This is a genomic window from Pseudorhizobium endolithicum, assembly GCF_902153245.2.
GTDB lineage: Bacteria > Pseudomonadota > Alphaproteobacteria > Rhizobiales > Rhizobiaceae > Neorhizobium > Neorhizobium endolithicum.
In genome coordinates this window covers 129,483-156,350 of record NZ_CABFWF030000006.1, presented here as the reverse complement: position 1 = coordinate 156,350, position 26,868 = coordinate 129,483, and the positions used below count along the sequence as shown (strand labels likewise).

Annotated in this window: 35 protein-coding genes and 1 pseudogene; 25 read left to right on the top strand and 11 right to left on the bottom strand. The window is 63.8% G+C overall.

What is annotated here, in order from left to right:
• A partial coding sequence (locus RTCK_RS04195) for a HAMP domain-containing methyl-accepting chemotaxis protein (RefSeq protein WP_142591904.1) occupies nt 1–1,406 on the bottom strand: 1,406 nt, incomplete at its 3' end.
• Nucleotides 1,407–1,715: 309 nt separating this feature from the next.
• Here RTCK_RS04195 and RTCK_RS04190 point away from each other — a divergent pair.
• Nucleotides 1,716–2,546: a L,D-transpeptidase gene (locus RTCK_RS04190; RefSeq protein WP_142591903.1), complete on the top strand. Its 831-nt coding sequence runs from the start codon at nt 1,716–1,718 to the stop codon at nt 2,544–2,546.
• Between the two features lie 176 nt (nt 2,547–2,722).
• Nucleotides 2,723–3,442, top strand: a complete 720-nt coding sequence (locus tag RTCK_RS04185; protein ID WP_408004503.1) for a L,D-transpeptidase — start codon at nt 2,723–2,725, stop codon at nt 3,440–3,442.
• 9 nt (nt 3,443–3,451) lie between these two features.
• Here RTCK_RS04185 and RTCK_RS04180 read toward each other — a convergent pair whose 3' ends face one another.
• Nucleotides 3,452–3,922 carry a MarR family winged helix-turn-helix transcriptional regulator gene (locus tag RTCK_RS04180; protein ID WP_142591828.1) on the bottom strand — a complete coding sequence of 157 codons (471 nt, stop codon included), beginning with the start codon at nt 3,920–3,922 and terminating at the stop codon, nt 3,452–3,454.
• A gap of 140 nt (nt 3,923–4,062) precedes the next feature.
• Between RTCK_RS04180 and RTCK_RS04175 the strand changes: the two genes are divergently transcribed.
• Entirely contained in the window at nt 4,063–4,485 is a 423-nt protein-coding gene (locus tag RTCK_RS04175) for an organic hydroperoxide resistance protein (protein ID WP_142591826.1), read from the top strand.
• Nucleotides 4,486–4,566: 81 nt separating this feature from the next.
• Nucleotides 4,567–4,968 carry an antitoxin Xre/MbcA/ParS toxin-binding domain-containing protein gene (locus tag RTCK_RS04170; protein WP_142591824.1) on the top strand — a complete coding sequence of 134 codons (402 nt, stop codon included), beginning with the start codon at nt 4,567–4,569 and terminating at the stop codon, nt 4,966–4,968.
• Here the strand turns inward: RTCK_RS04170 and RTCK_RS04165 are convergent, their stop codons facing one another.
• Nucleotides 4,969–5,412: a MarR family winged helix-turn-helix transcriptional regulator gene (locus RTCK_RS04165; protein WP_142591822.1), complete on the bottom strand. Its 444-nt coding sequence runs from the start codon at nt 5,410–5,412 to the stop codon at nt 4,969–4,971. It lies immediately after the preceding gene.
• A 51-nt stretch (nt 5,413–5,463) separates the two neighbouring features.
• Here RTCK_RS04165 and RTCK_RS04160 point away from each other — a divergent pair, with 51 nt between their 5' ends.
• The 8 genes and pseudogenes from RTCK_RS04160 to RTCK_RS04125 all read left to right on the top strand — a co-directional run bounded on the left by RTCK_RS04160 (nt 5,464) and on the right by RTCK_RS04125 (nt 10,238).
• A complete protein-coding gene (locus tag RTCK_RS04160) occupies nt 5,464–6,213 on the top strand; it encodes a DUF899 domain-containing protein (protein ID WP_142591820.1) in 750 nt (249 codons plus the stop codon).
• Nucleotides 6,214–6,251: 38 nt separating this feature from the next.
• On the top strand, nt 6,252–6,719 hold the full coding sequence (locus RTCK_RS04155) for a DUF1579 domain-containing protein (protein ID WP_142591818.1): 468 nt from the start codon (nt 6,252–6,254) through the stop codon (nt 6,717–6,719).
• Nucleotides 6,720–6,781: 62 nt separating this feature from the next.
• Nucleotides 6,782–7,594: a VOC family protein gene (locus RTCK_RS04150; RefSeq protein WP_142591816.1), complete on the top strand. Its 813-nt coding sequence runs from the start codon at nt 6,782–6,784 to the stop codon at nt 7,592–7,594.
• Nucleotides 7,595–7,741: 147 nt separating this feature from the next.
• The gene (locus tag RTCK_RS04145; RefSeq protein WP_142521429.1) at nt 7,742–8,071 is read left to right on the top strand and encodes a hypothetical protein; all 330 of its coding nucleotides are present in this window, start codon (nt 7,742–7,744) and stop codon (nt 8,069–8,071) included.
• A 99-nt stretch (nt 8,072–8,170) separates the two neighbouring features.
• Nucleotides 8,171–8,407 carry a hypothetical protein gene (locus RTCK_RS04140; RefSeq protein ID WP_142521428.1) on the top strand — a complete coding sequence of 79 codons (237 nt, stop codon included), beginning with the start codon at nt 8,171–8,173 and terminating at the stop codon, nt 8,405–8,407.
• Between the two features lie 79 nt (nt 8,408–8,486).
• Nucleotides 8,487–9,011 carry a sigma-70 family RNA polymerase sigma factor gene (locus RTCK_RS04135; RefSeq protein ID WP_142521427.1) on the top strand — a complete coding sequence of 175 codons (525 nt, stop codon included), beginning with the start codon at nt 8,487–8,489 and terminating at the stop codon, nt 9,009–9,011.
• A gap of 52 nt (nt 9,012–9,063) precedes the next feature.
• Nucleotides 9,064–9,864 carry an ion channel gene (locus tag RTCK_RS04130; RefSeq protein ID WP_142521426.1) on the top strand — a complete coding sequence of 267 codons (801 nt, stop codon included), beginning with the start codon at nt 9,064–9,066 and terminating at the stop codon, nt 9,862–9,864.
• Nucleotides 9,865–9,936: 72 nt separating this feature from the next.
• A pseudogene (locus tag RTCK_RS04125) lies at nt 9,937–10,238 on the top strand (alkylphosphonate utilization protein).
• A gap of 81 nt (nt 10,239–10,319) precedes the next feature.
• On the opposite strand, the gene RTCK_RS04120 reads toward RTCK_RS04125, so the two are convergent.
• On the bottom strand, nt 10,320–11,873 hold the full coding sequence (locus tag RTCK_RS04120; RefSeq protein WP_142591813.1) for a helicase HerA-like C-terminal domain-containing protein: 1,554 nt from the start codon (nt 11,871–11,873) through the stop codon (nt 10,320–10,322).
• Between the two features lie 98 nt (nt 11,874–11,971).
• Between RTCK_RS04120 and RTCK_RS04115 the strand changes: the two genes are divergently transcribed.
• The 3 genes from RTCK_RS04115 (at nt 11,972) to RTCK_RS04105 (ending at nt 13,901) form a co-directional block, all read left to right on the top strand.
• Nucleotides 11,972–12,952, top strand: coding sequence for a YihY/virulence factor BrkB family protein (locus tag RTCK_RS04115; protein WP_235988550.1), 981 nt, complete (start codon nt 11,972–11,974; stop codon nt 12,950–12,952).
• A 139-nt stretch (nt 12,953–13,091) separates the two neighbouring features.
• Nucleotides 13,092–13,481: a hypothetical protein gene (locus RTCK_RS04110; RefSeq protein WP_142591811.1), complete on the top strand. Its 390-nt coding sequence runs from the start codon at nt 13,092–13,094 to the stop codon at nt 13,479–13,481.
• A 126-nt stretch (nt 13,482–13,607) separates the two neighbouring features.
• On the top strand, nt 13,608–13,901 hold the full coding sequence (locus RTCK_RS04105) for an NINE protein (RefSeq protein WP_142591809.1): 294 nt from the start codon (nt 13,608–13,610) through the stop codon (nt 13,899–13,901).
• 40 nt (nt 13,902–13,941) lie between these two features.
• Here the strand turns inward: RTCK_RS04105 and RTCK_RS04100 are convergent, their stop codons facing one another.
• The gene (locus tag RTCK_RS04100; protein WP_142591807.1) at nt 13,942–14,766 is read right to left on the bottom strand and encodes an aldo/keto reductase; all 825 of its coding nucleotides are present in this window, start codon (nt 14,764–14,766) and stop codon (nt 13,942–13,944) included.
• Nucleotides 14,767–15,029: 263 nt separating this feature from the next.
• On the opposite strand from RTCK_RS04100, the gene RTCK_RS04095 reads away from it, so the two are divergent.
• Entirely contained in the window at nt 15,030–15,359 is a 330-nt protein-coding gene (locus RTCK_RS04095) for a hypothetical protein (protein WP_142591805.1), read from the top strand.
• Nucleotides 15,360–15,368: 9 nt separating this feature from the next.
• Here the strand turns inward: RTCK_RS04095 and RTCK_RS04090 are convergent, their stop codons facing one another.
• Both RTCK_RS04090 and RTCK_RS04085 read right to left on the bottom strand, forming a co-directional pair.
• A complete protein-coding gene (locus tag RTCK_RS04090; protein WP_142591802.1) occupies nt 15,369–16,028 on the bottom strand; it encodes a glutathione S-transferase family protein in 660 nt (219 codons plus the stop codon).
• Between the two features lie 89 nt (nt 16,029–16,117).
• Nucleotides 16,118–17,587, bottom strand: a complete 1,470-nt coding sequence (locus RTCK_RS04085) for a phospholipase D-like domain-containing protein (RefSeq protein WP_142591800.1) — start codon at nt 17,585–17,587, stop codon at nt 16,118–16,120.
• A 112-nt stretch (nt 17,588–17,699) separates the two neighbouring features.
• Here RTCK_RS04085 and RTCK_RS04080 point away from each other — a divergent pair, with 112 nt between their 5' ends.
• From RTCK_RS04080 to RTCK_RS04070, 3 genes are all read left to right on the top strand, one after another.
• Nucleotides 17,700–17,852: a hypothetical protein gene (locus RTCK_RS04080; RefSeq protein ID WP_185927901.1), complete on the top strand. Its 153-nt coding sequence runs from the start codon at nt 17,700–17,702 to the stop codon at nt 17,850–17,852.
• 147 nt (nt 17,853–17,999) lie between these two features.
• A complete protein-coding gene (locus RTCK_RS04075) occupies nt 18,000–18,158 on the top strand; it encodes a hypothetical protein (protein ID WP_185927900.1) in 159 nt (52 codons plus the stop codon).
• Nucleotides 18,159–18,348: 190 nt separating this feature from the next.
• Nucleotides 18,349–19,227, top strand: coding sequence for a branched-chain amino acid aminotransferase (locus RTCK_RS04070; RefSeq protein WP_142591798.1), 879 nt, complete (start codon nt 18,349–18,351; stop codon nt 19,225–19,227).
• 34 nt (nt 19,228–19,261) lie between these two features.
• On the opposite strand, the gene RTCK_RS04065 is transcribed toward RTCK_RS04070, so the two are convergent.
• Nucleotides 19,262–20,005, bottom strand: a complete 744-nt coding sequence (locus RTCK_RS04065) for a sulfite exporter TauE/SafE family protein (RefSeq protein ID WP_142591796.1) — start codon at nt 20,003–20,005, stop codon at nt 19,262–19,264.
• 202 nt (nt 20,006–20,207) lie between these two features.
• Between RTCK_RS04065 and RTCK_RS04060 the strand changes: the two genes are divergently transcribed.
• Entirely contained in the window at nt 20,208–20,810 is a 603-nt protein-coding gene (locus tag RTCK_RS04060; protein ID WP_142521416.1) for a superoxide dismutase, read from the top strand.
• 59 nt (nt 20,811–20,869) lie between these two features.
• Here the strand turns inward: RTCK_RS04060 and RTCK_RS04055 are convergent, their stop codons facing one another.
• The gene (locus RTCK_RS04055; RefSeq protein ID WP_142591794.1) at nt 20,870–21,484 is read right to left on the bottom strand and encodes a DUF2799 domain-containing protein; all 615 of its coding nucleotides are present in this window, start codon (nt 21,482–21,484) and stop codon (nt 20,870–20,872) included.
• A 354-nt stretch (nt 21,485–21,838) separates the two neighbouring features.
• A complete protein-coding gene (locus tag RTCK_RS04050) occupies nt 21,839–22,876 on the bottom strand; it encodes a phosphatase PAP2 family protein (protein ID WP_185927899.1) in 1,038 nt (345 codons plus the stop codon).
• Between the two features lie 286 nt (nt 22,877–23,162).
• On the opposite strand from RTCK_RS04050, the gene RTCK_RS04045 reads away from it, so the two are divergent.
• The 3 genes from RTCK_RS04045 (at nt 23,163) to RTCK_RS04035 (ending at nt 25,198) form a co-directional block, all read left to right on the top strand.
• The gene (locus RTCK_RS04045; RefSeq protein ID WP_142591790.1) at nt 23,163–23,606 is read left to right on the top strand and encodes a c-type cytochrome; all 444 of its coding nucleotides are present in this window, start codon (nt 23,163–23,165) and stop codon (nt 23,604–23,606) included.
• A 167-nt stretch (nt 23,607–23,773) separates the two neighbouring features.
• Complete coding sequence (locus RTCK_RS04040) at nt 23,774–24,223, top strand: c-type cytochrome (RefSeq protein ID WP_142591788.1); 450 nt, start codon at nt 23,774–23,776, stop codon at nt 24,221–24,223.
• Nucleotides 24,224–24,280: 57 nt separating this feature from the next.
• Nucleotides 24,281–25,198, top strand: coding sequence for a c-type cytochrome (locus RTCK_RS04035; RefSeq protein ID WP_142591786.1), 918 nt, complete (start codon nt 24,281–24,283; stop codon nt 25,196–25,198).
• A 137-nt stretch (nt 25,199–25,335) separates the two neighbouring features.
• Here the strand turns inward: RTCK_RS04035 and RTCK_RS04030 are convergent, their stop codons facing one another.
• Entirely contained in the window at nt 25,336–25,914 is a 579-nt protein-coding gene (locus RTCK_RS04030; protein WP_142521411.1) for a helix-turn-helix domain-containing protein, read from the bottom strand.
• Nucleotides 25,915–26,072: 158 nt separating this feature from the next.
• Between RTCK_RS04030 and RTCK_RS04025 the strand changes: the two genes are divergently transcribed.
• Both RTCK_RS04025 and RTCK_RS04020 read left to right on the top strand, forming a co-directional pair.
• Nucleotides 26,073–26,558: a fasciclin domain-containing protein gene (locus RTCK_RS04025; RefSeq protein WP_142521410.1), complete on the top strand. Its 486-nt coding sequence runs from the start codon at nt 26,073–26,075 to the stop codon at nt 26,556–26,558.
• A 61-nt stretch (nt 26,559–26,619) separates the two neighbouring features.
• Entirely contained in the window at nt 26,620–26,844 is a 225-nt protein-coding gene (locus tag RTCK_RS04020; RefSeq protein ID WP_142521409.1) for a DUF378 domain-containing protein, read from the top strand.
• The last annotated feature ends 24 nt before the right edge of the window (nt 26,845–26,868 follow it).

The window sequence follows — 26,868 nt, the reverse complement described above, 5'->3', positions numbered from 1 at the left end:
TTGCCGGCTTCCCCGGCACGCGCCGCCTCGACGCCGGCGTTCAGTGCCAGCAGGTTGGTCTGGAAGGCGATGTCGTCGATGACGCCGATGATGCTGGAGATCTGGCTGGATGACTGCTCGATCTTGCCCATGGCATCGACTGCGTTGGCAACGACGGCGCCGGAATGGCGGGCGCTCTCGTTGGCCTGGATCGCCACCGTACGGGCCTCTTCGGCACGCTTGGAGGAGTTGGCGACATTGGTGGTGATCTGGTCGAGCGCCGCGGCGGTCTCTTCCAGCGAGGCGGCCTGCTGCTCGGTACGCTTGGAGAGGTCCTCCGCACTCTGGCTGATCTCGCGCGATCCGCTGTCGATCGAGCCGGTCGATTCCGCCACCGCCGTCATGGTTTCGCGAAGCTGCATGACCGAGCGGTTGAAGTCCTCGCGCAGGCCTTCGAATTCCTCGGCAAAGGACTGCGTCAGCTGGAAGCCGAGATTGCCGGCGGAAAGCTGCTTCAGGCCGTCAGCAAGTCCGGTGGTCGCCTGCGCCATGGCTTCGGCGCGGATGCGCTCCTGCTCGGCCGTGCGGCGGCGCTGCTCCTCCGACTGACTGCGCTGGGCGTCCGCCTCCTGCTCCAGACGCCGGTTCTCCAGCGCGTTCGCGCGGAACACCTCCACGGCCGCCGCCATCTCGCCGATCTCGTCGGCGCGGCCGGCATAGGGGATCGCCGTGTCGGCGTCGCCGCCGGCGAGAGTGTTCATGGAATGGGTGATGGTCTGGATCGGCCGCGCGATGCCGGTGATGGCAAACCAGATCGCGCCGGTGACGACGACGGCAAGGAAGCCGATCGCTGCGAAGGTTACCGCAAGCGTCATGGAATAGCTTGCATGGGCGTCGTCCTTCGCCGCGATGGCATCGGCGATACTGATCTCGGTGAGTTCGCTCAGGCTGGCTGCTGAAGCCTCGGCAGGTTTCACCATCTCGGTGCGGAGAATGTTGTTGGCGCCCGCGATGTCTCCTGCATTGGAAAGTTCCAGTACCCGCCTGCCAAGCTCCACATACTGCGCGACTCCTTCTTCGACGCTGCGGAGCAACTGGTCTTCGACAGCCGTAGGCTCGAGCTTTCTGAACCGTGCCGCCTTGTCCTGCAGTGCGGCCTGAGCAGTTTCGATAGCCTTCTCCGCCTCGGCCTTGCCTTCCGCGTCTTCCCTCAACAAGTGGCTCCGATAGCCGTTGCGGATGGTCATCACCTGGACTTCCATGTCCTTGACCGCGGCGATCGTCGGCATCGCAAGACCAGCGATGTTTTCGATGTGACCATCCAGAGCTCCGAGTCGATTGACGGAGAAGGTGGCGAACAATGCAAATGCGGCGCCGAGAAGGATGAGTATTCCTGCAAGAGCGGTTTTAACTTTCGGTCGTGTCATGAGAGGGTCCGTTCCGAAGCGAGAGGGTTCGAGGACGTCCTGCGGCCGCACTTGTCCTCGATCCATGCAACTTTGGCGGGTCAAGTCTTACGAAAGCCAAACGCTGGTATGGTAAGATCTTGCCCGTGAAATTTAGGAAAAACTGATGGAGTGCGATTTTCTACCCAGCCGATCCTTCCGACATCGCTCGCCTCGGTCTTCCCATGGCGTTTCCGGGCCTATTCGATGCAGGACCGCCGTCGTCTCCAGCTTCGCGCCAGCCGCAGGCGGCATGGTGGCTCCGGTCTCATCAGCCGGAATCGGGTCCCCATGCCGCTCTTGCCTCTGTCTTTGCGCCGAATGCTCTCATCCGCAGGCATGTTTGCCGCGGCCACAAGCCTCAGCGGCTGCATCCTGGTCACCGATACCAGCCGCATGAATCCGGATGTCTTCGTGCAGGAGACAGCGCCGGTCTTTCACGTGCCGCCCTATGCCGATCCGCCGACCAACCAGCCGCCGCCGATGCCGGGCGGCATTCCGCAGAGGCGCCAGCTCTACCCGACGCATTTCCACCAGACCTACCGTCCGACCTACGGAATGCCCGTATACAATCCGGTGCACCGGGTCATGTATGGCACGATCAGCGATGACGGGCGCACCCTGCCGGCAATTCCCTATTCCCGCATCGATCCGCGCTTCCTGCGCCAGGAAGTATCCTACCAGACCCAGGAAGCGCCGGGCACGATCGTGGTCGACACGAAGCAGCACTATCTCTATCTCGTGCAGCCCGGCGGCAAGGCGATCCGCTATGGGGTGGGCCTCGGCAAGGACGGCTTTGCCTGGTCCGGCCGCGGCACGATCCAGCGCAAGGCGAAGTGGCCGCGCTGGACGCCTCCGAGCGACATGGTCGAGCGTCAGCCGGAACTGCGCCAGTTCGCCGCCGCGGAAGGCGGCGCCAATCCGGGCCTCAACAATCCGCTCGGCGCGCGCGCCCTCTATATCTTCAGGGACGGCAAGGATACCCTCTACCGCGTGCACGGCACGCCCGACTGGCAGTCGGTCGGCAAGGCCACGTCCTCCGGCTGCGTGCGCATGCTCAACCAGGATGTCATCGATCTCTATGACCGGGTTCCGGCATCGGCGCCGATCGTCGTGATCTGATCCGCCTCGTTCCGGCACGAGCCCTGTCCGCCGATTTCCGGCAGCCCGGCGTGCGTCCGTAGGGAAGCGTAAACGATCCCGTGATAGCACAGCCACATCATGGAACCTTTGCATTTGGGTTGCCGTTGATCGGGCCTAGTCAGAAGAACAAGTCGGGCGGTTTTCCGAACATGAGCATGAACATTTCCTATTCCCGCCGGGGCGTGCTGTCGCTTCTTGCGGCGGGCGCGGCCTCGACCCTTGCCGGATGCGCATCGAGCGGCCCGCGGCCGGTCGGCGGCTCCGTCATTTCCGCCACGCCGGCCTCCTTCGCGCCGCCGCCGGTGTCGCCGGCCGGCCGCTCGCCGGAACTGGATGCCATGTACGGGACGGTCGTAGACGGCGGCTTCGTCATTCCGGCGGTTCCCTACTGGAACATCAATCCGCGCTATTATCGCCAGCGCGTGATCGACCCGACGGGGGAGCGCCCCGGGACGGTGGTCGTCGACACGGCTTCGCGCTTCCTTTATCTGGTAGAATCAGACGGCAGCGCCATGCGCTACGGGGTCGGGATCGGCCGCGAGGGCTTTGCCTGGGAAGGGGAGGGCGTCATCCAGTGGCGGCAGAAGTGGCCGAAATGGACACCGCCCGCCGAGATGATCGCCCGCCAGCCGCATCTCGCCAAGTATTCCGCCGAAAACGGCGGCCAGCCGCCGGGTCTCGACAACCCGCTCGGAGCCCGGGCGCTCTATATCTTCAAGAACGGCCAGGACACGCTCTACCGCCTGCACGGCTCGCCGGAGTGGAACTCGATCGGCAAGGCGGTCTCCTCCGGCTGCGTCCGCCTGATCAACCAGGACGTCATCGACCTCTACGAGCGTGTGCCGCAGAAGGCCCGCATCGTCGTCTGGCAGTAAGGGCGAAGCTCATCCCGCGGGCTGCTTCTGCAGCCGGCCGGTCAGCGCCTGCAGTTGGTCGCGAAGGCCCTCCATCTCCTCGAGGCTGCATTGCGTCGCCGCAGCGATCGCGCGCGTGACGTCGATAGCCTTTGCCGCGAGGTCGTGACCCTTCGGCGTCAGCGAGATCCGGACCAGCCGCTCGTCCTGGCTGTCGCGGACGCGGCTGAGGAGGCCCCCCTGTTCCAGCCGCTTGAGCAGCGGCGAGAGCGTCCCGGAGTCGAGGCCCAGCCGCTCACCGATCGCCCGCACGGGCTGGTCGTCCTCCTCCCACAGCACCAGCATCACCAGATATTGCGGATAGGTGAGGCCCAGCGGCTCGAGCAGCGGCTTGTAGGTTCGGGTCAGCGCGTGGGCGGCGCCGTAGATGGCGAAACACAACTGCGTCTCCAGCCGGGCCGGCGCTTCTCCTGCGGCATTCTGCTCTTTTTTCGTCGTCATATCCCTGACTTTCCCGGCCCGAAGCCTATTTCCTCGATTATCCTCCCGTCAGGGCCGATTATCAACGTGCAAAATTATATTGCGTACAATTCAGTTGTTGGCTATGTATCCGTGTCTCGAAACCTCAAGGAGTGAAGACGATGGCAATTCTGTACAGGACCAAGGCTTCCGCCACCGGCGGCCGTGCCGGCCGCGCCGCATCGGAAAACGGCGTGCTGGACGTCACGCTCACGGTGCCGAAGGAACTCGGCGGTGACGGCGCCACCGGCACCAATCCGGAGCAGCTTTTTGCCGCCGGCTACTCGGCCTGCTTCCTCGGCGCCCTCAAGAATGTCGCCGGCAAGGAGAAGGTGAAGATCCCGGACGACGCCAAGGTCACGGCCACCGTCGGCATCGGCCCGCGCGACGACGGCACCGGCTTCGGCATCGAGGTTTCGCTGTCGGTCGAGCTTCCCGGCATGGACAGGGCGCAGGCCGAGGATCTGGTCGCCAAGGCGCATATCGTCTGCCCCTACAGCCACGCCATGCGCACTTCGACCGAGGTTCCGGTCTCGGTTGCCTGAACATCGCCCGAAAGGAGCGGGCGTCCCGCTCCTTTCGGGGTCTCCGCCGGTCTGCTATCCTCCCGCAAAAGGAGGGACGGCATGGAAACAGCGGAAAAGGGCCCCGAGTCCCTCGTGATGTCCGAGGCGCAGGTCGTCACGGGGGCGACGGTTGCGGCGGCGGAGCGGCTCGGACTCACCGCCGGCGATCTCGCATCCGTCATCGGCGTCTGCGAAGATACGGTTCTGCGGATGGGGCGGCTCGAACATCTCCTTCGCAAGGGCACGCCGCCCTTCGAGCAGGCGCTGCTGCTGATCCGGCTTTTCCGCGCGCTCAACGCCGTCACCCATGCAGATGCGGGCAGCGCCCGCGCGTGGCTGCGAAACGCCAATCTTGCGCTCGGCGGCATTCCGGCGGAAAAGATCGCCACCCGTGACGGATTGCTCGACGTCCTTGCCCATCTCGACGAGCGCCTCGGTCGGGATGCCGTGGCGGCGCCCTGACTACCTGACCGTGGCAAGTGTCTTCCGCAACGGCGCCATGGCATCGCCAAGCTCACCGTCCAGCTCCCCGTGCACCCGTTGCCAGACCGGCAGCGCCTCCGAAAGAAGCCGTGTTCCTTCCGTCGTCAGCCTCATCAGCCGGCTGCGCCCGTCCTGCGGGTGGGGGAGGGTTTCCACCAGTCCGCGCCGCTCCAGGACCTTGACGGCGGCCGTCAGTGTCGTCCGGTCCATGGCCAGCACCTCGGCCACCGGCCCCATCGGCGCCGGCTGCGGCCGGTTGAGCGCCATCATCAGCGAGAACTGCCCGTTGGTGATGCCGAGCGGCTTGAGCGCATTGTCGAAGCGGCGCGCCAGCGCCCGCGCCGCTCGCTGGACGTGCAGGCACAGGCAGGTGTCCCGGACATGAAGGGTGGTGGAGAAGGGAATCGGCATGGCGTTTGACATGGATCATATATGTTGATATCAACCTAAATGTCAAGCCACAGGAGGATGAGCATGAACGCGATCACATCGCCGGAGAATGCAGTCGTGTCCAGGGAGGAATGGCTGGAAGCGCGCCGCAGGCTCCTTCAGCTGGAAAAGGAGGAAACGCGCCTGCGCGACCGGGTACGGGCCGAGCGCCGGGCGCTTCCCTGGGTAAGGATCGACAAGGATTACGTCTTCCGGGCAGCCGATGGGGAGAAGCGGCTTGCCGACCTCTTCGATGGCCGCAGCCAGTTGATCGTCTACCACTTCATGCTGGGGCCGGACTGGGATGCGGGCTGCACCGGCTGCTCCTTCCATTCCGATCATGTCGACGGCACGCTTGCCCACCTGAACCATCACGACGTCACCTATGTCGCCGTGTCGCGTGCGCCGATCGAGAAGATCGAGGCCTACCGGAAGCGCATGGGTTGGAAGTTCCCCTGGGTCTCCTCCTACGGTTCGGATTTCAACTATGATTTTCACGTCTCCTTCACGCCGGACGATCTGGCGAAGGGCACCGTACACTACAATTTCACTGAAATACCGCGCGAGCAGGCGCACGACGAACTGCCCGGACTTTCCGCTTTCTACAGGAACGGGAAGGGCGAGGTCTTCCATACCTATTCCACCTATGCCCGCGGCGGCGAGGAGCTGATCGGCACCCTGATGATCCTCGACCGCGCGCCGTTCGGCCGCAACGAGGAGGCCATCATGGACTTCGTCAAGCGCCACGACGAATATGAACCCGCGCAAGCTTCGGCTTCATCCTGCTGCCACTAATCCGGCGCATCATCGTCCGTCCAAAGGGAGGATCAGTCATGGAGATGGCAAAGCCGCAGGCCGAGCATGGTTTCCTGCAGAAGCTCGTCGGCACCTGGGAGGTGACGGCCAGGGACATGGCCGATGCCGGCACATGGACGGAAACCGTCCGCTCGCTTCACGGCCTCTGGTTCGTCGCCGAAGGCAATGGCGAAATGCCGGGCGGCGGGGCGGCGACGACGGTGCTGACGCTCGGCTATGATCCTGCGAAGGGCAAGTATGTCGGCAGCTGGATCGGCTCGATGATGACCCATATGTGGGTCTACGAGGGGGAGGTGTCCGCTGACGGCAGCACGCTCAGCCTCTACACCACCGGCCCGGATTTCGAGAATCCGGGAAAGACGGGTGAATACCGCGAGCAGATCATCTTCAGCGATGACGATCATCGGATCTTCAACTCCAGCGCCAGGCAGCCCGACGGCAGCTGGAAGCAGTTCATGGAAGCCCATTACAGCCGCCTGTCCTAGACCGGGGCCGCGGTCAGGACGGATCACGCGAGTTCGGCCATGGCCGGAAAGAGGAGGTCGCAATGCTGCAGACTGCATCGGAAACGGGAAGCGAGACCCACGGCAGGTTCATCTGGTGCGAGCTGATGACGTCGGACACGCAGGCGGCAGGCCGCTTCTATGCCTCTGTCGTGGGCTGGTCCTTGAATGCGATGCCGATGGGTGAGGGGGAAGTCTACCACCTCTTCCAGATCGGTGAGGGCGACGGTTGCCCCGGCATTGGCGGCATGATGACGCTTCCGGCGGAACTCGCCGGCCACGTCCCGCCGAACTGGACCGGCTACGTCGCCGTCGACGACGTCGACCGGACCGCAAAGGACTACAAGGCAAACGGCGGAAGCGTGCAGCGGGAACCGGAGGACATCCCGGGCGTCGGTCGTTTTGCGGTTGTCGCCGATCCTCACGGCGCCGTGCTGTGCATCATGACACCTTCCCCGATGGATGACATGCCGGCGCCGCCTCCGGAAGGCTCGCCCGGCACTGTCGGTTGGCACGAACTCTATGCCGGCGACCTGGAGGAGGCCTTCGGGTTCTACAGCCGCATCTTCGGTTGGACGAAGGACAGCGACTTCGACATGGGAGAGATGGGCGCCTATCGGCTCTTCGCCGAGCACGGCAAGCAGGCCGGCGGGATGATGAAGCGCCCGGAGGAGATCCCCATGCCGTGTTGGGTCTATTACTTCAACGTCGAAAGCGTCCAGGCCGCCATCGGGCGGGTTCGCGCTGGCGGCGGCCAGGTGCTGAACGGGCCGATGGAGGTTCCCGGCGGCAGCTGGATTGCCCAGTGCACCGATCCGCAGGGTGCCTTCTTCTGCCTCGCATCCATGCAGAAATGATCTTCCCGTATCGGGGCCCGGTGCCCCGGCTTTTCTCCGTCGCCGTTAAAGCTGAGTTCATGGAACTGCTGCTATAGGCGTCTGTTGGAAGCACGCGAGAGCGTGTGGGCCCCGGACGAAAGGCAACGGATGCGCAGGATCAGGTTGATGGTGATTGGACCGCCGCCATATCTTCCGCCAGCCGTCCGCAAAGCCTGGGACCGGGCGGAGATCGATCTGGAAGGGCCTTTCGGCTCGGCGGATTTCGCCTCCAAGGTGGCCCATGTGTCCGTCGACGGCGCGATCATCGACGTCCAGTACGACGCTTCCACGCTGCTGCGCATCGTCGAGGTTCTGGACGCTTTCGCCATACCGGCTCTCTTTGCCAGCGGCGGCAGGCCGGCTGCCGGCGGCGGCTTCGCCTTCTCTGCGGAGCCGGAGGCCATCAATGCCGTGGTCCGGCACCTTCTCGTCTCCGAAGAAAAGACGATGCAGTAAACATTTGTGATTGATTCGCCGCCCGCCGGTCCTATGGTTGAATCCGAAGTTCCGGCACCGGCCCCTTTGGTCGCTGCCTGTATCGGGAGGAAGATCACCATGCCGGATCGCTACTTCTACCCGGAAATTCTCTCCGCCGACGACCTCAGGCTGATGCACGAGACGGTGCGGGAAGTGCTGTCGGTCGTTGAAAACGCAAATGGCGCGCCGGAGCCGGAAGCCGTGGCGCGGATCGTGCTGCGGCTCTACAGGATCGGCCTGACGGATCGCGACAAGCTGGTGCAACTGGCCGAACTAATGGCCGAGAGCCGGCCTGTGCAGGAAACAGTCTCCTGATCCTCGCCGGAAAAGACTGCGGCCAGGGGAACCAAAAGGATTGTTCGGGAATTGCACCCACTCAACGAGGAGTGGGTTCATGCAGCAAACGGCAGATCAGGTCCGCCAGCAGGTGGATGTCGTCGAGTTGATACCGGCTCTTCGCAGTTTCGCCCGCCGCTTCTACGCCAACACCAGCGATATCGACGATCTCGTGCAGGACACCCTGCTGAGGGCGATCGCCAACATCGACAAGTTTCAGCCGGGAACCAGCCTCAAGTCCTGGCTTTTCACGATCATGCGCAACACCTTCTGCACCCGCTACGGCCAGGCCAAGCGGGAGTTTGTCGGCGCCGAGGATTGCGCCTCGCTGCAGCGTGCCATTAGCGCGCCGCAGGAATGGGCGGTTCGCGCACTGGAATTCGACCGCGCGCTTGCCGCGCTTCCGGATCACTACCGGGAGGCTTTCGAAACCGTGCTGATGCGGGGCGAGAGCTATGAAGCGGCCGCCCTGCGCTATGACTGCCCCGTCGGCACCATCAAGAGCCGCGTCAACCGCGCCCGCATGGCAATCCTCAGGAGCCTGGGCGAAGAGGGCAAGAGCGGCACCGTAGACATCCACTGATCGTGCCGGCTCATGCCCTTGATGCCATGCTGACGGCTGCTATGGTCGCCCCATGACAGCGACGAGAACGGGTGGCGCCGCGGGCGCCCGCTTCCGGCATCTGCGGGAATTCGTGGTGCGGATCGAACGCGGCCGGGATGCCACCGCCATGCGCTGGCAGCTCGGCTTTGCCGTCATCGACATCCTCATTCTCGCGTTCTTCCTGTTCGGCCCCTACCTCCGCTCGGGACCATCCTATCTCGTCATCGACTACCTGATCGCCGTGTGGATCGGCATGGAACTCACTGCGCGGGCGCTGGCGGCACCAAGCTGGGGCGTCTTCTTCCGCCGCTTCATGACCTGGATCGACATCGTCATCCTGGCAACGCTGCTCTTTCCCGATGTGCTGTTCAACTTCGCTTTCTTGCGGGCCATGCGGCTATGGGCGATCGGCAATAGTCCTTTAGTCCTGCATGGACTGCGACGGATCGGCTACGGGCATCTTCTGGAAGTGGTTCGCGCGCTGATCAACGTACTCGTCTTCCTGTTCATCGCCACCGGCTTCGTCTACACGAGCTTCTTCTACAACCGGTCTGGCGAGGAGGGGTTCGTCGACGCCCTCTATTTCACGGTGACGACGATCACCACGACCGGCTTCGGCGACATCACGCTCCCCGGAACCGCCGGCAAGCTGACGTCGGTCGTCATCATGATCGTCGGCATTTCGCTCTTTGTTCGGCTCGCCCAGGCGGTCGTTCGCCCGAACAAGGTCCGCTACCCCTGTCCCCGCTGCGGGTTGCAGCGGCATGACCAGGATGCGGTCCACTGCAAGGCGTGCGGGGAGATCCTCAGGATTCCGGATGAGGGAGATTGAGCCGACTTCTGCTCGGGATTTGCTCTTCCGCTCCGGAACGCCTAGAGACGGCTATGCAGAAGGAGAGCGGGCATGACAGGCGGGGATGACGACTACGTTTACGACGAGGCAACCGGCGAATGGCGTCCGGCTTCCGAAATGGCCGCTGCGGCGGCCGAGGCCGCCGAGGTGATCGACGCCTCGGGCAATGTCCTCAAGGACGGGGACTCCGTCACGCTGATCAAGGACCTGAAGGTGAAGGGCGCCGGCCAGACCCTGAAGCAGGGCACGGTGATCCGCTCCATCCGCCTCACGGATATCCAGAGGAGATCGACTGCCGCCACGACGCCATCAAGGGCCTCGTGTTGCGGACGGAATTCGTGCGCAAGCGCTGACGGGAGCGTCGATCGTCGGCCCCCTGGGGCTGACGAGACGCCTCCCATCCGTCCGGCGGCCGGAAGCGGCCGCCGTCGGCTTCACCGCCTGAGGCTGCCGAGAATGCCCCGCACGATCGCCCGTCCGAGCGAGTTGGCGACGGAGCGGGCGGCGCTTTTCATCGCAGCCTCAACCACCGTTTCGCGCTGGTAGCCGGAGCGGCCGGAGCCGCGCCGCGCGGCGGGCTTCTCTGCCGGCTCGTCGCCGAAGCCGGGCAGGGTCCAGCGGCCGGCCGCGCTTTCGCTTTCCTGCTCTTCGGCCTCGCGTTGCGCCGCTTGCGCCTGCGCCGCCTTCTCGGCGCGGGCCATCAGGATCTCGTAAGCGGATTCGCGATCCACGTCTCGGTCGTACTGCCCGGCGATCGGGCTCCGGTCGATGATCTCCCGGCGCTCCGCATCCGTGAGGGGTCCGATCCGCGACGAGGGCGGGCGGATCAGCGTCCGCTCTACCATGGAAGGCGCCCCCTTGCCCTCGAGGGTGGACACCAGCGCCTCGCCGGTGCCGAGCCCGGTGATCGCCTCCTGCGTGTCGAAGGCGGGATTGGTGCGGAAGGTTTCCGCCGCCGTCTTCACAGCCTTCTGTTCCCGCGGCGTATAGGCCCTGAGCGCATGCTGCACGCGGTTGCCGAGCTGCGCCAGCACGGTTTCCGGCACGTCGAGCGGGTTCTGCGTCACGAAATAGACGCCCACCCCCTTGGAGCGGATCAGCCGCACCACCTGCTCGACCCGCTCGATCAGCACCTTCGGCGCCTCGTCGAAAAGCAGGTGCGCCTCGTCGAAGAAGAAGACGAGCCGCGGCTTGTCCGGATCACCAACCTCCGGAAGCTCCTCGAAAAGCTCCGACAGGAGCCACAGCAGGAAGGTGGCGTAGAGGCGCGGATTGTTCATCAGCTTGTCGGCGGCAAGCACGGTGACGATGCCGCGTCCGTCCTGGGTCGTGCGCATCAGGTCCCGGATGTCGAGCGCCGGTTCTCCGAAGAAGTGTTCGGCGCCCTGCTGCTCGAGCACGAGCAGCGCCCGCTGCAGCGAACCGACGGATGCCTTGGAAACGAAGCCGTAGCGGGTGGAGATCTCGCCGGCATGCTCGCCCATGTAGTTCAGGAGCGCCTGCAGGTCCTTGAGGTCGAGAAGCGCCATCCCGCCTTCGTCGGCGATCTTGAAGGCGATGTTCAGCACCCCTTCCTGGGCGTCGGTGGCATCCATCAGGCGGGCGAGCAGCAGCGGCCCCATTTCCGCGATCGTGCTGCGCACCCGATGGCCCTTCTCGCCGTAAAGGTCGAGGAAGATGGTGGGAGAGGCGGCGAAATCGTAGTCGGAGAACCGGATCTGTTCGGCGCGCTTCAGCAGGAAGTCCTTCTCCTCCCCCGCCGCGGCGATGCCGGAAAGATCGCCCTTGATGTCGGAGCAGAACACCGGCACTCCGGCATTGGAAAAGCTTTCGGCGAGGATCTGCAGGGTGACTGTCTTGCCGGTTCCCGTTGCGCCGGTGATCAGTCCGTGGCGATTGCCGAACTTCAAGTCCAGATATTCGGGCTTGTTGAAGGAATCGTCAGGGTTCCGGCTCCCGCCGAGAAACAGTTTTCCTTCATTCGTCATGCAACTGGCGCTCCCTCGCTGCGTTACGGCTGCAGTCGTTATAGAGGGCGCTGCGGAGCCCGGCAACGTGGCCCGCGGCTCATCGGAAGGAGCATGCGGTGAAGGAAGTGCAGGAGGCGGCGGAGGAGCGCGAACCTGGGCGGGGACGGCGGGCGGACCGGCCGGGCCAGATACCGGCGCCCGGCCTGAAGGACGTCTTCTGGCGCCTCTATGCCGCCATCAGCGAGGATAGGGTGATGCTGATCGCCGCCGGCGTCACCTACTATCTCCTGCTGGCGCTCTTTCCTGCAATGGCGGCGCTGGTGTCGATCTACGGTTTCGTCGCAAGCCCCGTCGCCATCGCCGAGCGAATTGCGTTTCTCGGCTCGGTCATGCCGGCGGATGCGCTCAACATCTTCCTCGACCAGCTGAAGTCTCTCGCCTCGCAGGACACGTCGACCCTCAGCATCGGCCTGATCGCGGGCCTCGGCATTGCGCTCTGGAGCGCCAACAACGGCATGAAGGCCCTCTTCGAGGCCATGAACGTCGCCTATCAGGAGACCGAGAAGCGCAGCTTCCTCAAGCTCAACGCCATCTCGCTCCTCTTCACCTTCGGCACGCTCATCCTCGTCATCGTGCTGATCGTCGCCATGGGTGTCGTTCCGGCGCTTCTCGCTTTCCTGCGGCTCGGCGGATGGGCGGAAACGATCATCAGCGTGTTGCGCTGGCCGCTGATGATGCTGTTCGTGGCGGGCGGCATCGCGGTCCTCTACCGCTTCGGCCCGAGCCGGGAGCCGCCGAAGGCCCGCTGGCTGAGTTGGGGAACCGTGTTCGCCACCGTCTTCTGGCTGGGCGCCTCGATCGCCGTTTCCTTCTATCTGTCCAACTTCGCCGACTACAACGCCACCTACGGCACCCTTGGCGCGATGATCGGCTTCATGGTCTGGACATGGGTTTCTGTCATCATCGTCATCGTCGGCGCCGAGCTCAACGCGGAACTCGAGCACCAGACGGCGAAGGACACCACGACCGGCCCGCCCGAGCCCATGGGCGCGCGGGGAGCCTACATGGCCGATACCGTCGGCAAGGCATCGGGCTGACTGCCGCGCCTGCCGGAGGAGGCACCCGACCGCAAGCCGGAATTGGTGCGCCGCTCGCCGATGATCGCATTTGTCGCTGGACGATGGCCGGCGATTTGTATTACCTTGACGTCAACGTCAAAACATCGAGGAGAGATTGATGAACGAACTCGTCACCCGCGTCGCCGATAATGTCGGTATCGCCCCCGACACAGCCGAAAAGGCCGTGGGCATGATGCTCGGCTTCCTGCAGCGCGAGGCCGATGACGGCGCGGTCGCCCGGATGATCGAAGCGATCCCCGGCGCTGCGGAACTCGTTGCCAGGTTCAACGGCGAGGGCCAGGGCGGCGGCGGTCTGCTGGGCGGCCTGATGGCAAGCTTCGGCGGCGGCGTCATGGCGCTCGGCCAGCAGTTGATGGGCCTCGGGCTCGGCATGGGCGAGATCACCTCGCTCGCCAAGGAAACGATCAAGGTCGCCCGCGAACATGCCGGCGACGAGACCGTGGACACGGTGGTTTCCTCGGTCCCGGGCCTCAGCCAGTTCGTCTGAGGCTGCCTGACAATTGGGCCACTTCTACTGACATCAAATGAAAACTTGATGCAGTGATAATGCCTCTTTCAATTTACAGATATATAGATACGCTTCCCCCTGCGGCTTTACTGTAGGGGGAAGAAGATGAAGTCGGGATTTGTAGCCTTTCTGTGCTGGTTACTAGGACTAGTGGGGATTTGTGGCATCCATAGGTTTTATGTGGGGCGGCCTGGTAGTGGTCTCCTGTGGCTGCTGACCTTTGGGCTATTGGGCGTGGGGCAGATTGTCGATCTGTTTCTGCTCGGGTCCATGGTCCGTCAGGCGAACCTGATGAAGGGGCTCGCTGGTGGCGCTGCAACTGCGACCGCCAACGTCCACAATGTAGTTGCACCAGTGATTAACGTACGAATTGATCGCGACGGCAATGCCACCACGTAGGTAGCAATTGAGGACCGACACAAGGTGACCTTCAGTTGCCTCAATCCCACTCCGGCGCCAGGTGTCCGGGGTTGACGATGCGGCCGTCGGGGCGGGCGAGCCTGTGTATCTCCGCCATTTCGCCTTCGCCGAGGGCGAAATCGAAGATGTCGAAGTTTTCCGCCAGGCGGCTTTCGGTCGCAGTCTTGGAGAGCGCGATCACATCCTTCTGCTGCACCGCCCAGCGAAGCGCCACCTGGGCCGCCGTCTTGCCGTGCCGGGCGCCGATCTCCCTCAGCACCGGATCCTGCGGCACCTTGCCGTCGGCCATGAGGTAATAGGCGGTGATCGACATGCCTGTCTTGGCGGCCTCGCCGATCACCTTCCTCTGGTCGAGATAGGGGTGGTATTCCACCTGGTTGGTGACGATCGGTGCGTCCGAAAGCTGCACCGCCTCGGCCATCAGTGCGGTCGAGAAATTCGAGACGCCGATATTCCTCACCTTGCCGGCCCAGCGCAACTCGTTCAGCGCGCCGATGCGGTCCGCAAGGGGCATCTCGCTCTGCGGCCAGTGCAACAGGAGCAGGTCCACGTAGTCGGTTTTCAGTTTGGCGAGGCTTTCGTCCACGGAGGCGAGGAAGGCCTCATGTCCCACCCGGTCGACCCAGACCTTGGTCGTCAGGAAGATGTCGGCCCGCCGGATGCCCGAGGCGTGCAGCACCTCGCCGACGGCGGCCTCGTTCTTGTAGATCTGTGCGGTGTCGACATGCCGGAAGCCGACCTTCAGGGCCTCGGGAAGGATGCGCAGCACGTCTTCCTCCGGCATGCGGAAGGTGCCGAAGCCGAGGGCCGGAATATTGGCGCCGTTTGCGCTGACTGAATGCATTGGGAATACTCCTGTGGGGATGCCCGCCCGAAGACGGGGAAATGCGGCTCCTTCTACATGGGCCGCAAATGGTTGGCTTCAACCGCCGCCGCTGTTCGGGGAGCAGGCCGATTTCCGGATTTTGCGGATGGACGAAGACGTATATAAGCCGATTCAAGAATTGCCGGCAGGGCGATCCGCCCCTGCTGTTTTCCGACATTTTGAAGGCGGCCCTTGCCGTCCGCTAGTTTGCTGTGGCGTCGCGGACGTCCGGAGAAGAGCCCATGACCGAAACACCAGCCCAACTGATCGCGCGCCTGCGCATGGAAGCCCATTCTGCCAACGCTCCTCCGGCGCCCGATGCCGCCGGCGAGATCGCGGCTTTGCGCGAGCGGTGCGAGAAGCTCGAGCAGGAGAATGCGGAGCTGCGCCGGCAGGCCGCCAGAGGCGAGGCGATGCTCCAGGCCGCCTCGTCCTTCCTCGATGCCTATGGCCAGAAATACAAGAACTTCGCCAGCGGCGGCATCCGCCCAACCGCGATCCTTCTCAACGAGGTCAAGGTGATGTGGGCCGTCCACAACGACTTCCGCACCCTGACCGAAAGCGAATTCTGACCGCCGCCCTCAGTCGCGATCCGGCGCGCCGAGCGGGAAGTATTTGCGATAGGGCCTCGCCTCGTCGACGGCGCGGGCGAAGGACGGCCGCGCCAGCAACCGGCTGCGATAGTCCCGGACCTTGCGGAACTCGTCGGGAATGGGATGGGTCCAGTCCGCATAGAAGAGGAAGGGCGCGGCTGCGCAATCAGCCAGGCTGAAGCTCCGGCCGGCCGCCCATTGGCGGCCCTCCATCCGCCGGTCCAGCCAGCCATAGGCCGTCTCCAGCATCGCCTTCGCATCGTCCACGCCGGTGGGGTCGCGCTTTCCCTCCGGCCGCAGCCTGTCGAAGACGCATTTCTGCTGCGGGGTGGAGATGTAGTTGTCGAAGAAGCGGTCCATCATCCTGACCTCCAGCGCCTCTTCCGCATCCTCCGGAACGAGTTTCACCGGCCCCGGATAGTTGAGGCCGAGATATTCGATGATGATCGTCGCTTCGAAGATCGGCTCGCCATGGTCGACCAGCACCGGAAACCGCTTGACCGGCCACATCGCGGCAAGTTCCTCCATCGCCGCCGGATCCTCGGGTCCGAGCATCCGGTATGTGAACGGGATCTCGTTCTCGTAGAGGGCGATCAGCACCTTTTGGCAGTAGGACGAGAAAGGATGTGCATAGAGCGACGGCTGCATATCGGTCTCCTCCGGCCGGCTGCCGGACAATATCAATCCGATTGCATGACGCAACTTGTCTTTCGCTGGAGCCGCGCGACGCGGCCCGGTCAGCCCGCTTCCGCATGCAGGACCGCCGTCCGCCTGAAGCGGTTGCGCAGGAGCTTCGGGGTCCGGTAGCGCAGGCCGGCGGGACGTTCCGGATCGGCCAGGTCCGATTCCGCCATCAGTTTTTCCTCCGCCGTCAGGTCGCGTATCGGAATGGGACGGAGCCCGCGTCCCGTCGGCCGGTTCAGGAGGTCGATCGCGGCGATCAGCGAACCGTCCGTGCGCCCCAGGCCTTCCTGCACCTCCGCAGCCGTGCATCCGAGATGCTCTGCCAGCAGGTCATTCCGCTCTGCAAGAATGCGGTCGCGTAGCGCGGGCTGGTCGTCCCGCGCCTCGAGGATGAGGTCGCATTCGGTGTCGTAGCCCATGGACCGGTTGTTGAGATTGGCCGAGCCGATCTTCAGGATGCGGTCGTCGGCGATCATCAGCTTGGCGTGGACGTAGATCGGCGTGCCGACCGCATTGACCGGATGGTAGATGCGGAAGCGGTTGTGGAGATCGGCGTCGCGGACGAGTTTCATCAGCCGCACCCGCGCCGAATCCATCGTCTTCGATTCCAGCCACCCGTCCGCCTCCTTCGGATTGATGAGCACCACTTCCGGGCCATCCGCTTCCCTCAGCCGCTTGGCGATCGCCTCGGCAATCCGCCGCGAGGCGAAGTACTGGCTTTCGACGTAGAGGCTCCTGCGCGCCGCCGCGATGATCGCCAGCGTCGCGGTCTCGATCTCCACCACCTGTTTCCTCTCGCCGTATTCCGGTGCGGTGCGTGCGATGCCGATGTCGACGTCGCGATACTCCACGGGCAGGTCCTCGGGCCAGGGATCGCCCTCCGCCAGGACCGGCTCCAGCCTCTCGCCCGTCGCCAATTCCCAGCGCTGCCGGGCGAGGTCCCCGAGCGCAGCAGCGGCCGCGCCGGAGCAGCAACTCGTCGCATCATGCCAGGGGCCTTGTGCGAAGCCGAGCGGTGAGCGTCGCGCCGGGTCCTTCTCCTTGTGTTCCCGCGTGTCCCAGCGCCCGACCGTCATGTCGATCCCGCCGCAGAAGGCGACCTTGTCGTCGACGACGAGAAGCTTCATGTGGTGCGCCGACATTGCCGGATGGGCGCCGTCCAGCTTGAGGTGGATACGGCTGTTGAACATCCAGCGCAGGATGTAGAAGGGTGTCTCGCCGCGCGTCAGCGAGGAGATGAGGCCGACATCCCATTTGAGGATGCGGATGTCGATCCGGTCGTTCTTGCGGGCGAGCGCATTCAGGAAGCGGCCAAGCTTGTCGGGCCGGTGCGCGTCCTCGTTTCCAGGCTCCAGCCGGATGCGCGTGTCGAAGTCCCAGCCGATCAGGAAGATCGAGCGCTCTGCCTTCAGCATCGCCTGCTTGGCATGACGGAAGAAGTCGGCAGCGTCGACGATCACCGCAAAGCGGTCGGCATGGGCTATGCGCCAGCAGCTCTCGCCCTCCGCCAGTATCGATGTCATTGCCTGCCCCGGTGGTCGCCAGCCTGTCGGCATCGAGGGATTCGACGCGTCGGTCCGGGAACGATTTAGTCTCGACGCGGTTCCGTGAGTGACGGAAACGAGGGACGACCCAATGCAAATTGCCCTGCCGGTGATCTTTCTGGTGCTCATCATGGCAGTGCTGAGCACCCTGCTCGCTAGCGGCCCGGAAACGGGCCAGACGCGCGACATGCTGACGACCTCGGCGATCTCGCGCACCGAAGACGCCGGCCCATCGCCTCCGTAACGGACCGCCTGCGGGCGCTTTTGAAGATTTCCTCCTCGCCATGAGCAGGACGCATTTTAGCGCTTCAATCGCATCGTCCATCGGCGGTCCCGCGACCGGACGGTGGGGATCTGTGGATATGTTTTGCGTTCCATCCCGGAGTCTCCGATGCGCTTGTCCTTCCTCTTTTTCATGCTCTTCCTGCTCGGCTGTATCCTGAGCATCGTCCTGCTCGACCGCTTCGGGTCCGGGCGCATGCAGGACGGGCTCATGGAAACCGTCCGGCCCGAGCGCAACCCTCTTTTCCCGCCGCCGACACGTTCCTGACGGCTGCGCCCGTTGCATGATATTTTGTGATCGATCCATTCGGCGCGCTGCTGTCTTGGGAAAATCGTCAACGATATCAACAGGTGTCCTGGCAGGACGTCGGGTTGTTGAGCCACGCCTGCGGCAAGAATTGTCTTGACCTCGCCGGTTGTCGGGGACTTCACTCCCGCCAGATCGCAAGGAGACGATGATGCCCGTGAATACCGCGCCCCGCACAGCAACCTGGACCTTTGTCGACGGTGAATGGCTGGAAGGCAATCCCCCGCTGATCGGTCCGACATCGCATGCGATGTGGCTGGGCTCGACCGTGTTCGACGGCGCCCGCTGGTTCGACGGCATCTCCCCCGATCTCGACCTCCACTGCGAGCGCGTCAACCGCTCGGCCATCAACATGGGCCTGAAGCCGACCATGGCGGCCGAGGAAATCGAGCGGCTCGCGCTCGAGGGCGTCCAGAAGTTCGACGGCAGGACGGCGATCTACATCAAGCCCATGTACTGGGCCGAGCACGGCACGTCCTACAGCGTCGTGGCGCCCGATCCGGAATCGACCCGCTTCGCGCTCTGCCTCTTCGAGGCGCCGATGCACGCGGCCAAGCCGTCATCGCTCACCGTCTCGCCCTATCGCCGCCCCAACCCGGAAGTGGCCATGACCGCCGCCAAGACCGGCAGCCTCTATCCCAACAGCGGCCGGATGATCATCGAGGCGCGCTCGCGGGGCTTCGACAATGCGCTCGCCCGCGACATGAACGGCAATGTCGCGGAGACGGCCTCCTCCAACGTCTTTATGGTCAAGGACGGCGTGGTCATGACGCCGGTGGCCAACGGCACCTTCCTCTCCGGCATCACCCGCGCCCGCGTCATCGGCCTCCTGCGCCAGGCGGGCTACGAGGTCCGCGAGGTGACGCTGACGGTGGAGGACTTCCGCAACGCCGATGAGATCTTCACTTCCGGCAACTATTCCAAGATCGTCCCGGTCACCCGCCTCGACGATTGCGACTTCCAGGAAGGCCCCGTCGCCCGCAAGGCGCTGGAACTCTACATGGACTGGGCCCGCTCGGCGGCCGCGTGAAGACTGGCCTCCGTCCGGAAAGGCGGGCGCCAGCCTAGACCAGCCGCACCGCCGCAGTGCCGATGATGATCAGCGAAACCGCGATCATCAGCGGCTTCACCGGCAGTTTCCTGACGATCAGCGCTCCGAAGGGAGCGGCCAGCACGCCGCCGATGACGAGGCCGACGGCGGAGGAAAGCTCCGACCAGCCGAGCGCCAGCAGGAAGGTCATGGAGATGACCGATGTCACTGCGAATTCGGTAAGGTTGGTCGAGCCGATCACCTTCTTTAGCTCGTGGCCGCGGCCAAGCAGGGTGCTGGTGACGATCGGCCCCCATCCGCCGCCGCCCATGGCGTCGAGCACCCCGCCGGCGGCGCCGACATAGGGCACGATCCAGTCGCGCACGTCGCGCGGCCATTTCGGCCGGAAGGCCTTGTAGAGGATGAAGAGGCCGACGCCGATCAGGTAGACGGAGACGAAGGGCTCGATCGCCTTGCCGTCGATGGTGGAGAGAAGATAGGCGCCGATTACCCCGCCCACCATGCCGGCCGGCGCAAGCCGGGCCACGAGCCGCCACTCGACATTGCGGTGATAGAGGTGGGAGAGGCCGGAAGCGGCTGTCGTGAAGCACTCCGTCACATGGGTCATGGCGCTTGCCGCGGCCGGCGGCACGCCGACGGCCAGCAGGCTGGTCGTGGTCAGCACGCCGAAGGCCATGCCGAGTGCACCATCCACGATCTGGGCAAAGAAGCCGATGGCGATGAAGACCAGGAGGTCACTGCCGAAAAAGTCGCCCATGCCGTTCCCTCGTCATTGTGCAGGGGCAAACTGCCGTAATGGACCCCGGTTCCGCAAGAGGCTCGACGGCGGGGCTGCGTCATCGTTGATGATGGCAATGAGGGGCCGGATTCTGACGTCGCTGCCGTTGCCACTTTGCCGCTCGCCACCTATGTTCCCGCTCGACCGGTTTCACCGTGCTTTGCCGAAAAGGAGTAAGATCATGGCCTTTGAACTTCCCGAACTCCCCTATGCATACGATGCTCTCGCCCCCTACATGTCGGCCGAGACACTCGAATTCCACCACGACAAGCACCACAAGGCCTATGTCGACACCGGCAACAAGCTGGCGTCGGAAGCCGGCATGGGTGATCTCTCCGTTGAGGAGGTGATCAAGAAGTCCTACGGCACGCACCAGACGCTGTTCAACAATGCCGGCCAGCACTACAACCACATCCACTTCTGGAACTGGATGAAGAAGGACGGCGGCGGCACCAAGCTTCCAGGCAGGCTGCAGGCAGCGATCGACAGCGATCTCGGCGGCTATGACAAGTTCAAGTCCGATTTCGTCGCCGCCGGCACCACGCAGTTCGGCTCCGGCTGGGCATGGCTCTCGGTGAAGAACGGCAAGCTGGAAATCTCCAAGACCCCGAACGGCGAAAACCCGCTGGTCCACGGCGGCGAACCGATCCTCGGCGTCGACGTCTGGGAACACTCCTACTACATCGACTACCGCAACGCGCGGCCGAAGTATCTCGAAGCCTTCGTGGATAACCTGATCAACTGGGACTACGTGCTCGAGCGCTACGAAGCCGCGACGAAGTAAATCCTGCGCGGGCAGGACGGAAAAGGGCTCCGGCGGCTGCCGGAGCCCTTTTCATTTGCTCAGTAGCCCGGCGAAAGCTGCGCCATGGGGTTCTGCCGGAAGAAGGCGAGGTCCCGCTCGGCCTCGCTCAGTTCATAGCCCAGGTCGTCCGCCTTGCGGCGCGCCCGGCGCCGGTCGCGCTCCAGGTCGTCGATCCGGTCGCGGATGCCGCGCCGGTCCTTGTCGGCCGCCTTCTTCATCTCGTCGTACAGCCGGTCGATCTCGTACTCGCTCGAACTGACGCTGGAGTTGAGCGAGTTTATCCGCGAACGCAGGTCGTGGACGCGCTTGCCGAGGCTGTAGCCACGCATGAAGTCGGCGGCTGTTTCGGCCGGGCAGACGTTGTGGTAGGTACGCCCGGCTTCTCCCGTCGAGGCGCCATTCAGCGGCGTGCAGAAGCGCCTGATGCCCGCCTGGTAACCCTCGTACCATCGCGTCTGGTCGGGAACGGAACCGCTCTTGGAGCAGGAGCGCACATGATCGGCGAAGCGGCTCTGCGGGTCGTAGCCCGCCGCGCCGTCCGTATCGCCGACGACGGCCCAGTCGGCAACGCGGCATTCTTCCTTGGACATGGTGTTACAGGAGGCAAGCGACATCAAGACTGCCGCCATGCCTAATGCTGGCAGGTAACGCATGGATTATCCCCCGTTTAAATGTCCCCGCCAGGTAGTAAGCACAGATTTTCCTGCTCTTCCAGTCTCCGCCCGAGGGCTGACATCTTGGAGAGACCAGGTGGCGCCGGTGCTTACCTCCAGCCGTCCACCCAGAGCTTGCGCAACCGGGCGCCTTCGCCGCGGTAGGATTGCTTCGAAGGCCGCAATGTTCCACCCGGTCGGCCCGGAAATTGATGACGGCAGCAACCTAGCTTACCGTCTATGGCGGCCTGGCACTGGCCGCGGACAGGGCGCGGCAGGCAATTGTCGGGAACGCCACTGCTACGATCTGGATCGGTCGCGGTGCCGGCGTCCCTCTCGTCCCCGTTTCGCTTGTTACCCTCGCGGAGGGGACGTTATCGTCCGCATGGCGAGAGGTTCTGCGCGGAGGAGCGGTTCTCTGCCGCGAACAAAGCGGCGCGTGAGGGCGTAGAGGACGAGGACTGCAATGATGGAGACGTATCCGTCGATTGCGTAGTGCCACCCTAGATAGACAGAACTGAACAGTATGAAGATGACATAGGCAAAGCCTGCATGACCGGCAGTTCGGCTGAATTCGCGCAAGAACAGGGCGTTAACCATCGCCAGCGCCACGTGCATACTCGGAAACGCCGAGATCCCGCTGCCGAGAGCGGATGTTCCTGCCGCGTGATGGTTCCATAGGTAGGCTTGGAATGCCACCGCGGAGGACGATGATGATGAGCCTTGGGCAAGGAATGCAGGGATTTCTGCAAAGCGGGTGACATCGCCAGTAACGCTCCCGTAGAAAGCAGGGCCGGCAGAGAGGAAAGCACAGGCGAGAAGGCTTCCAACGACGATCCAAGTAGCCGCCAACGTGACGAGGTAACGCAGTCTGATGCCATCGGCCGCTTTGTGAGTTGCGACAAAGAAGGGGGGCAAGAATCCGAATAGAGACCACAAGACGCTGTAGTTCCATTCAACTGCCGCAAGCAGTTGTGGAAATGGCAGAAGTCTGACAAGAGCCGGCCCGGGGTCCGCACCCAGGTGGAGAACCCTGTCTATGGCCGCTTGGGCTCTGTCGTATTGAAAGCCGTCCTGAATTGCGGGCATCAGGTTCTTCCAGCTTGTAAAGGACCCCATGAAAATGATGAAGCTGACCATGGCGAGAAGACCCGCGACGACGCGTCCCACGGTCTCGCTCGAGAGGTACTCATGCGTCATCCTGCCTCTCTCAGACCAGTCGTCGGTGCGATGTGCAATCACTCCGACTGCGAGAGAAAATCCCGCGATGGGAAGAATGGCCAGATAAAGTGGACCGAGCTTGGCGAAGTAGCTTCGGTAAGATAGGGCATCCGTCTGGTTAAGGGCGATAGCAGTCGACAGCACCAGTAGGGAATAGACTGCGACTATCACATGGAAGGGTCCTAGGGCCACGCTTTCCTGATAGCATGCTCCACATGCTGCTTTGAGCCAACGCTGCAACATTGATCCACCTTGTCCCTCTTCGGCATAAGCGCAGAATTTCAAGAAACTCCTAACGCCGATAAGGGGTGGGGAAAATGGTCCAGAGAAGCTCTGATAAAGCGCAGCTTTTCTGGGCCCAATCACCGGCTTGTTACTTTGTTCCAGGCGCCGAAGCGGCCATGTTGCGGCGCATCAACCCGGCCCGTCGCCGGCCTTACGAAAAGGAAATCGCTGCATGCGTCTGAAGTCTCTCGCCCTTGGAGCCGTCCTCGGCTGCCTCTGTCTTTCCGCTGTCTCCGCCCAGGAGGAGCCGCAGGTCGTGCGGCAGAACCAGATGAAGGCAATCGGCCAGTCCATGGGTGCGCTCGGCGCCATCGCCAAGGGCGAGAAACCCTATGACGCCGCAGTCGTGCAGACGGCGCTGGAGACGATCGGCACCAATGCTAAAGCCTTCCCGGACCAGTTCCCGGCCGGCTCGGAAAGCGGTTCGGAAACGGAAGCCGCGCCTGCCGTCTGGGAAAAGATGGACGAGTTCCGGGCGAAGTCGGAAAAGCTCGCTGCCGAGGCCGACAAGCTGCTCGCCTCGGTGCCGGCCGACCAGGCCGGTGTCGGCGCCGCCATGAAGGCGCTGGGCGCCACCTGCGGCGACTGCCACGAAACCTATCGCCTGAAGCGCTGAGGCTGCGGGGAGGGGGCTTTCGTCTCCCCTGTGCCGTCGGCGGAGATGAAAGCCCGGCCGGACGCTTCGATATCACCGCCTTGTTACTTTCGCCTCCGCATCCCGAAGAGCATCGTGTCGGCGTTGTCAACCGCCGGCCAGGCCGGTACTTCGGGAGGAGTGTAAGAATGCGGTCGATGTCTCTGCTTGCCGCGGCTGCTGCCGCCTGTCTCTGTCTTTCCACCCCGGCTTTTTCGCAGGAGGAGCCGCAGGTCGTGCGGCAGAACCTGATGAAGGAGATCGGCCGCTCGGTCGGCGCGCTGGGCGCCATCGCCAAGGGTGAGAAGCCCTATGACGCTGCGGTGGTCGAGCAGTCGCTGACGACGATCAGCACCAATATCCAGGCCTTCCCCGACCAGTTCCCGCCGGGTTCCGAGGAGGGCCACGAAACGGAGGCTCTTCCGGCGATCTGGGAAAAGCCGGACGAGTTCCGGGCGGGTGCCGAAAAGCTTCACACCGAAGCCCAGGCGCTGCTCGCCTCCATGCCCGCCGACCAGGCGGGCGTCGGCGCGGCCATGCAGCGGCTTGGCCCCGTCTGTTCGGATTGTCACGAGACCTTCCGGGCGAAGAAACAATAGATTGTCCGGTGCCGGCGGCCCTCCGCCGGCACCGGGACCGAACAAATGGAGATGTGAATGGCTTTGCGATGGGGAAGGGTGCTGGGTGCCGGAGCGGCGGTGGTTGCGGTCGGCGTGGCGGCGGCCTGGTTCCTGACGAAGCCGAACCCCATGCCTGCTGAGACCTGGAACGGCCGCGGCGAGCCCGACCTTGCCCGCGGCGAAATGCTCTTCTGGGCCGGCGGCTGCACCGGCTGCCATGCGGCGGGCGGGGCGACGGGCGAGGAGGTGAAGGTCATGTCGGGCGGCCTGGCGCTGACCAGCCCGTTCGGCACCTTCTATGTTCCCAACATCTCGCCCGACCCGCAGGCCGGTATCGGCGAATGGACGCTGGCGGAATTCGGCAATGCCATGCTGCGCGGCGTGGGCAGGGAAGGAGAGCACCTCTACCCCTCCTTCCCCTATACCTCCTATGCCCGCATGAGCCCTGAGGACATCAACGACCTGTTCGGCTACCTGAAGACCCTGCCGGCAAGCGGCAATGTCGCGCCGCCGCACGAGCTTTCCTTCCCGTTCAACATGCGCATCGCGCTCGGCGGCTGGAAGTTCCTGTTCTTCGACGACGGGCCGCGCGTCGAGTTCGCCTCCGCGGATGAAAAGCTGCAGCGCGGCCAGTTCCTGGTCGAGGGCCCCGGCCATTGCGGGGAGTGCCATACGCCCCGCAATGCGCTGGGCGGCCTTCAGACGGCCCAATGGCTCGCCGGCGGGCCAAATCCGGAAGGCGAGGGCCGTATCCCGAATATCACTCCCGGCTCCCGGTCGGTCGGTTCGTGGAGCGAGTCGGATCTCGTCAGTTATTTCCAGACCGGTTTCACGCCCGATTACGATTCCGTCGGCGGCTCCATGGTCGAGGTACAGAAGAACCTTGCCCACCTGCCGCAGGCGGATCTGGAAGCGATCGCCGCCTATCTGAAGGCCGTGCCGGCGCAGGAATAAGAGGGCGACGCCTTCGCGTCGCCGGTTCGCCGGTGGGCGCGTCCGCAGCCATGACCGATGCAGGCGTCGGCCGAGGCCCGCCTTGCCGGTAACCCGCTGCCCGCCGGATGCCGTCGCCGAGACTGGTCGCGCGGCCGCTATTCCGTCGTCACCACGAGGGCGGAGCAGATCCCGGTTCCTTCCCTGGCATAGCTGTGTGCCACGCTGGAATCGAAAGAGATGGCATCGCCTTCCTCAAGCACATGGATATCGTCGCCGATCGTGACCTGCAGCGTCCCGCAGATCACGTAGACGACCTCTTCCTTGCCGTGCTGGTGCGGCTCTGACGCCGGCGCTCCTTCGGGAAAATCCGCCAGGAAAGCCTCCATCTTCCGTTTCGGCAGCGGATAGTCGAGGCTCTCGAACGTATAGGCAGCCGATGCGCCATCGGCGGGGATGGGGAGCTTGATGCGGCTGCCTTTCCGCGTTACCGCCACCCTTGGCCCGCCCTTGCTGAAGAAGTGGTCCAGATCGACACCGAAGACCATGGCGATCCTGAGCAGCGTCGGGAGGGTGGGGAAAAGTTGTCCCCGCTCGATCTTCGAGAGCATGGCTGGAGAAAGGCCGGTGTGGTCGCCCAGTTGCACAAGCCCGAGCTTCTTCTTCAGGCGCAACGCCTTGATGCGGGGTCCGATGCGATAACGCTCCAGTTCCGTAGCCAATGTTTCCGACGTCAAAGATGAACTCCTTTTTCCTCGCACGACAATGCGGGGGGTATAAGTTTCATGTCAAGAAATACATCTTTCATCTCAAGAAAACGTGATTGGAAGTAAAAATACTTTTCTCCATATGAAAATCATCCGCCAGCGAGACGGATTCAACAAGGGAGTTTGAGATGAAGATGAACAGGCTTATCGCTGCGGCGCTGATCAGCGTCGCGACCGCGCTTCCGGCCTACGCGGCCGACAAGGACATCGTCGACACGGCGGTCGGCGCCGGCGACTTCAAGACGCTTGCAGCGGCGCTGGAGGCCGCGGATCTGGTTTCCACGCTGAAGGGCGAGGGGCCGTTTACGGTTTTCGCCCCGACCGACGCCGCCTTCGAAAAGCTCCCCGCAGGGACGCTCGACACGTTGCTGAAGCCCGAGAACAAGCAGCAACTGGTGGATATCCTCACCTATCACGTGGTCCCCGGCAAGGTTCTGGCCGCCGACGTGGTCGGTCTGGATGAAGCCAAGACCGTCAACGGCAAGATGATCGACGTCCAGGTCGACGGAAGCGCCGTGAAGGTGAACGAGGCCAATGTGACGGCGACTGATGTGGCCGCCAGCAACGGCGTGATCCACGTGATCGACCAGGTCATCCTGCCGCCCGAGGGCTGACCCTGGCGATCGGGGATGCCCTTGGGCATCCCCTCCACCTCATGCATTCCAGGAGAACACTATGAAGGCGCTCAACATCATCACACTGGCCCTCCTCATCGTCGGTGGCCTCAACTGGGGCCTTGTCGGCCTCTTCAGCTTCGACCTTGTCGCGGCAATCTTTGGTGCCGGCTCTCTGCTGGCCCGCATCGTCTACATTCTTGTCGGTGTTTCCGCCGTCTACCAGATCATGCCCCTCATGGGCGCGGTGGGCACCGACAAGACGGTTCACCATAGCGGGCGCTAAGCAGCGTCGTATGGCTTGAAAGAA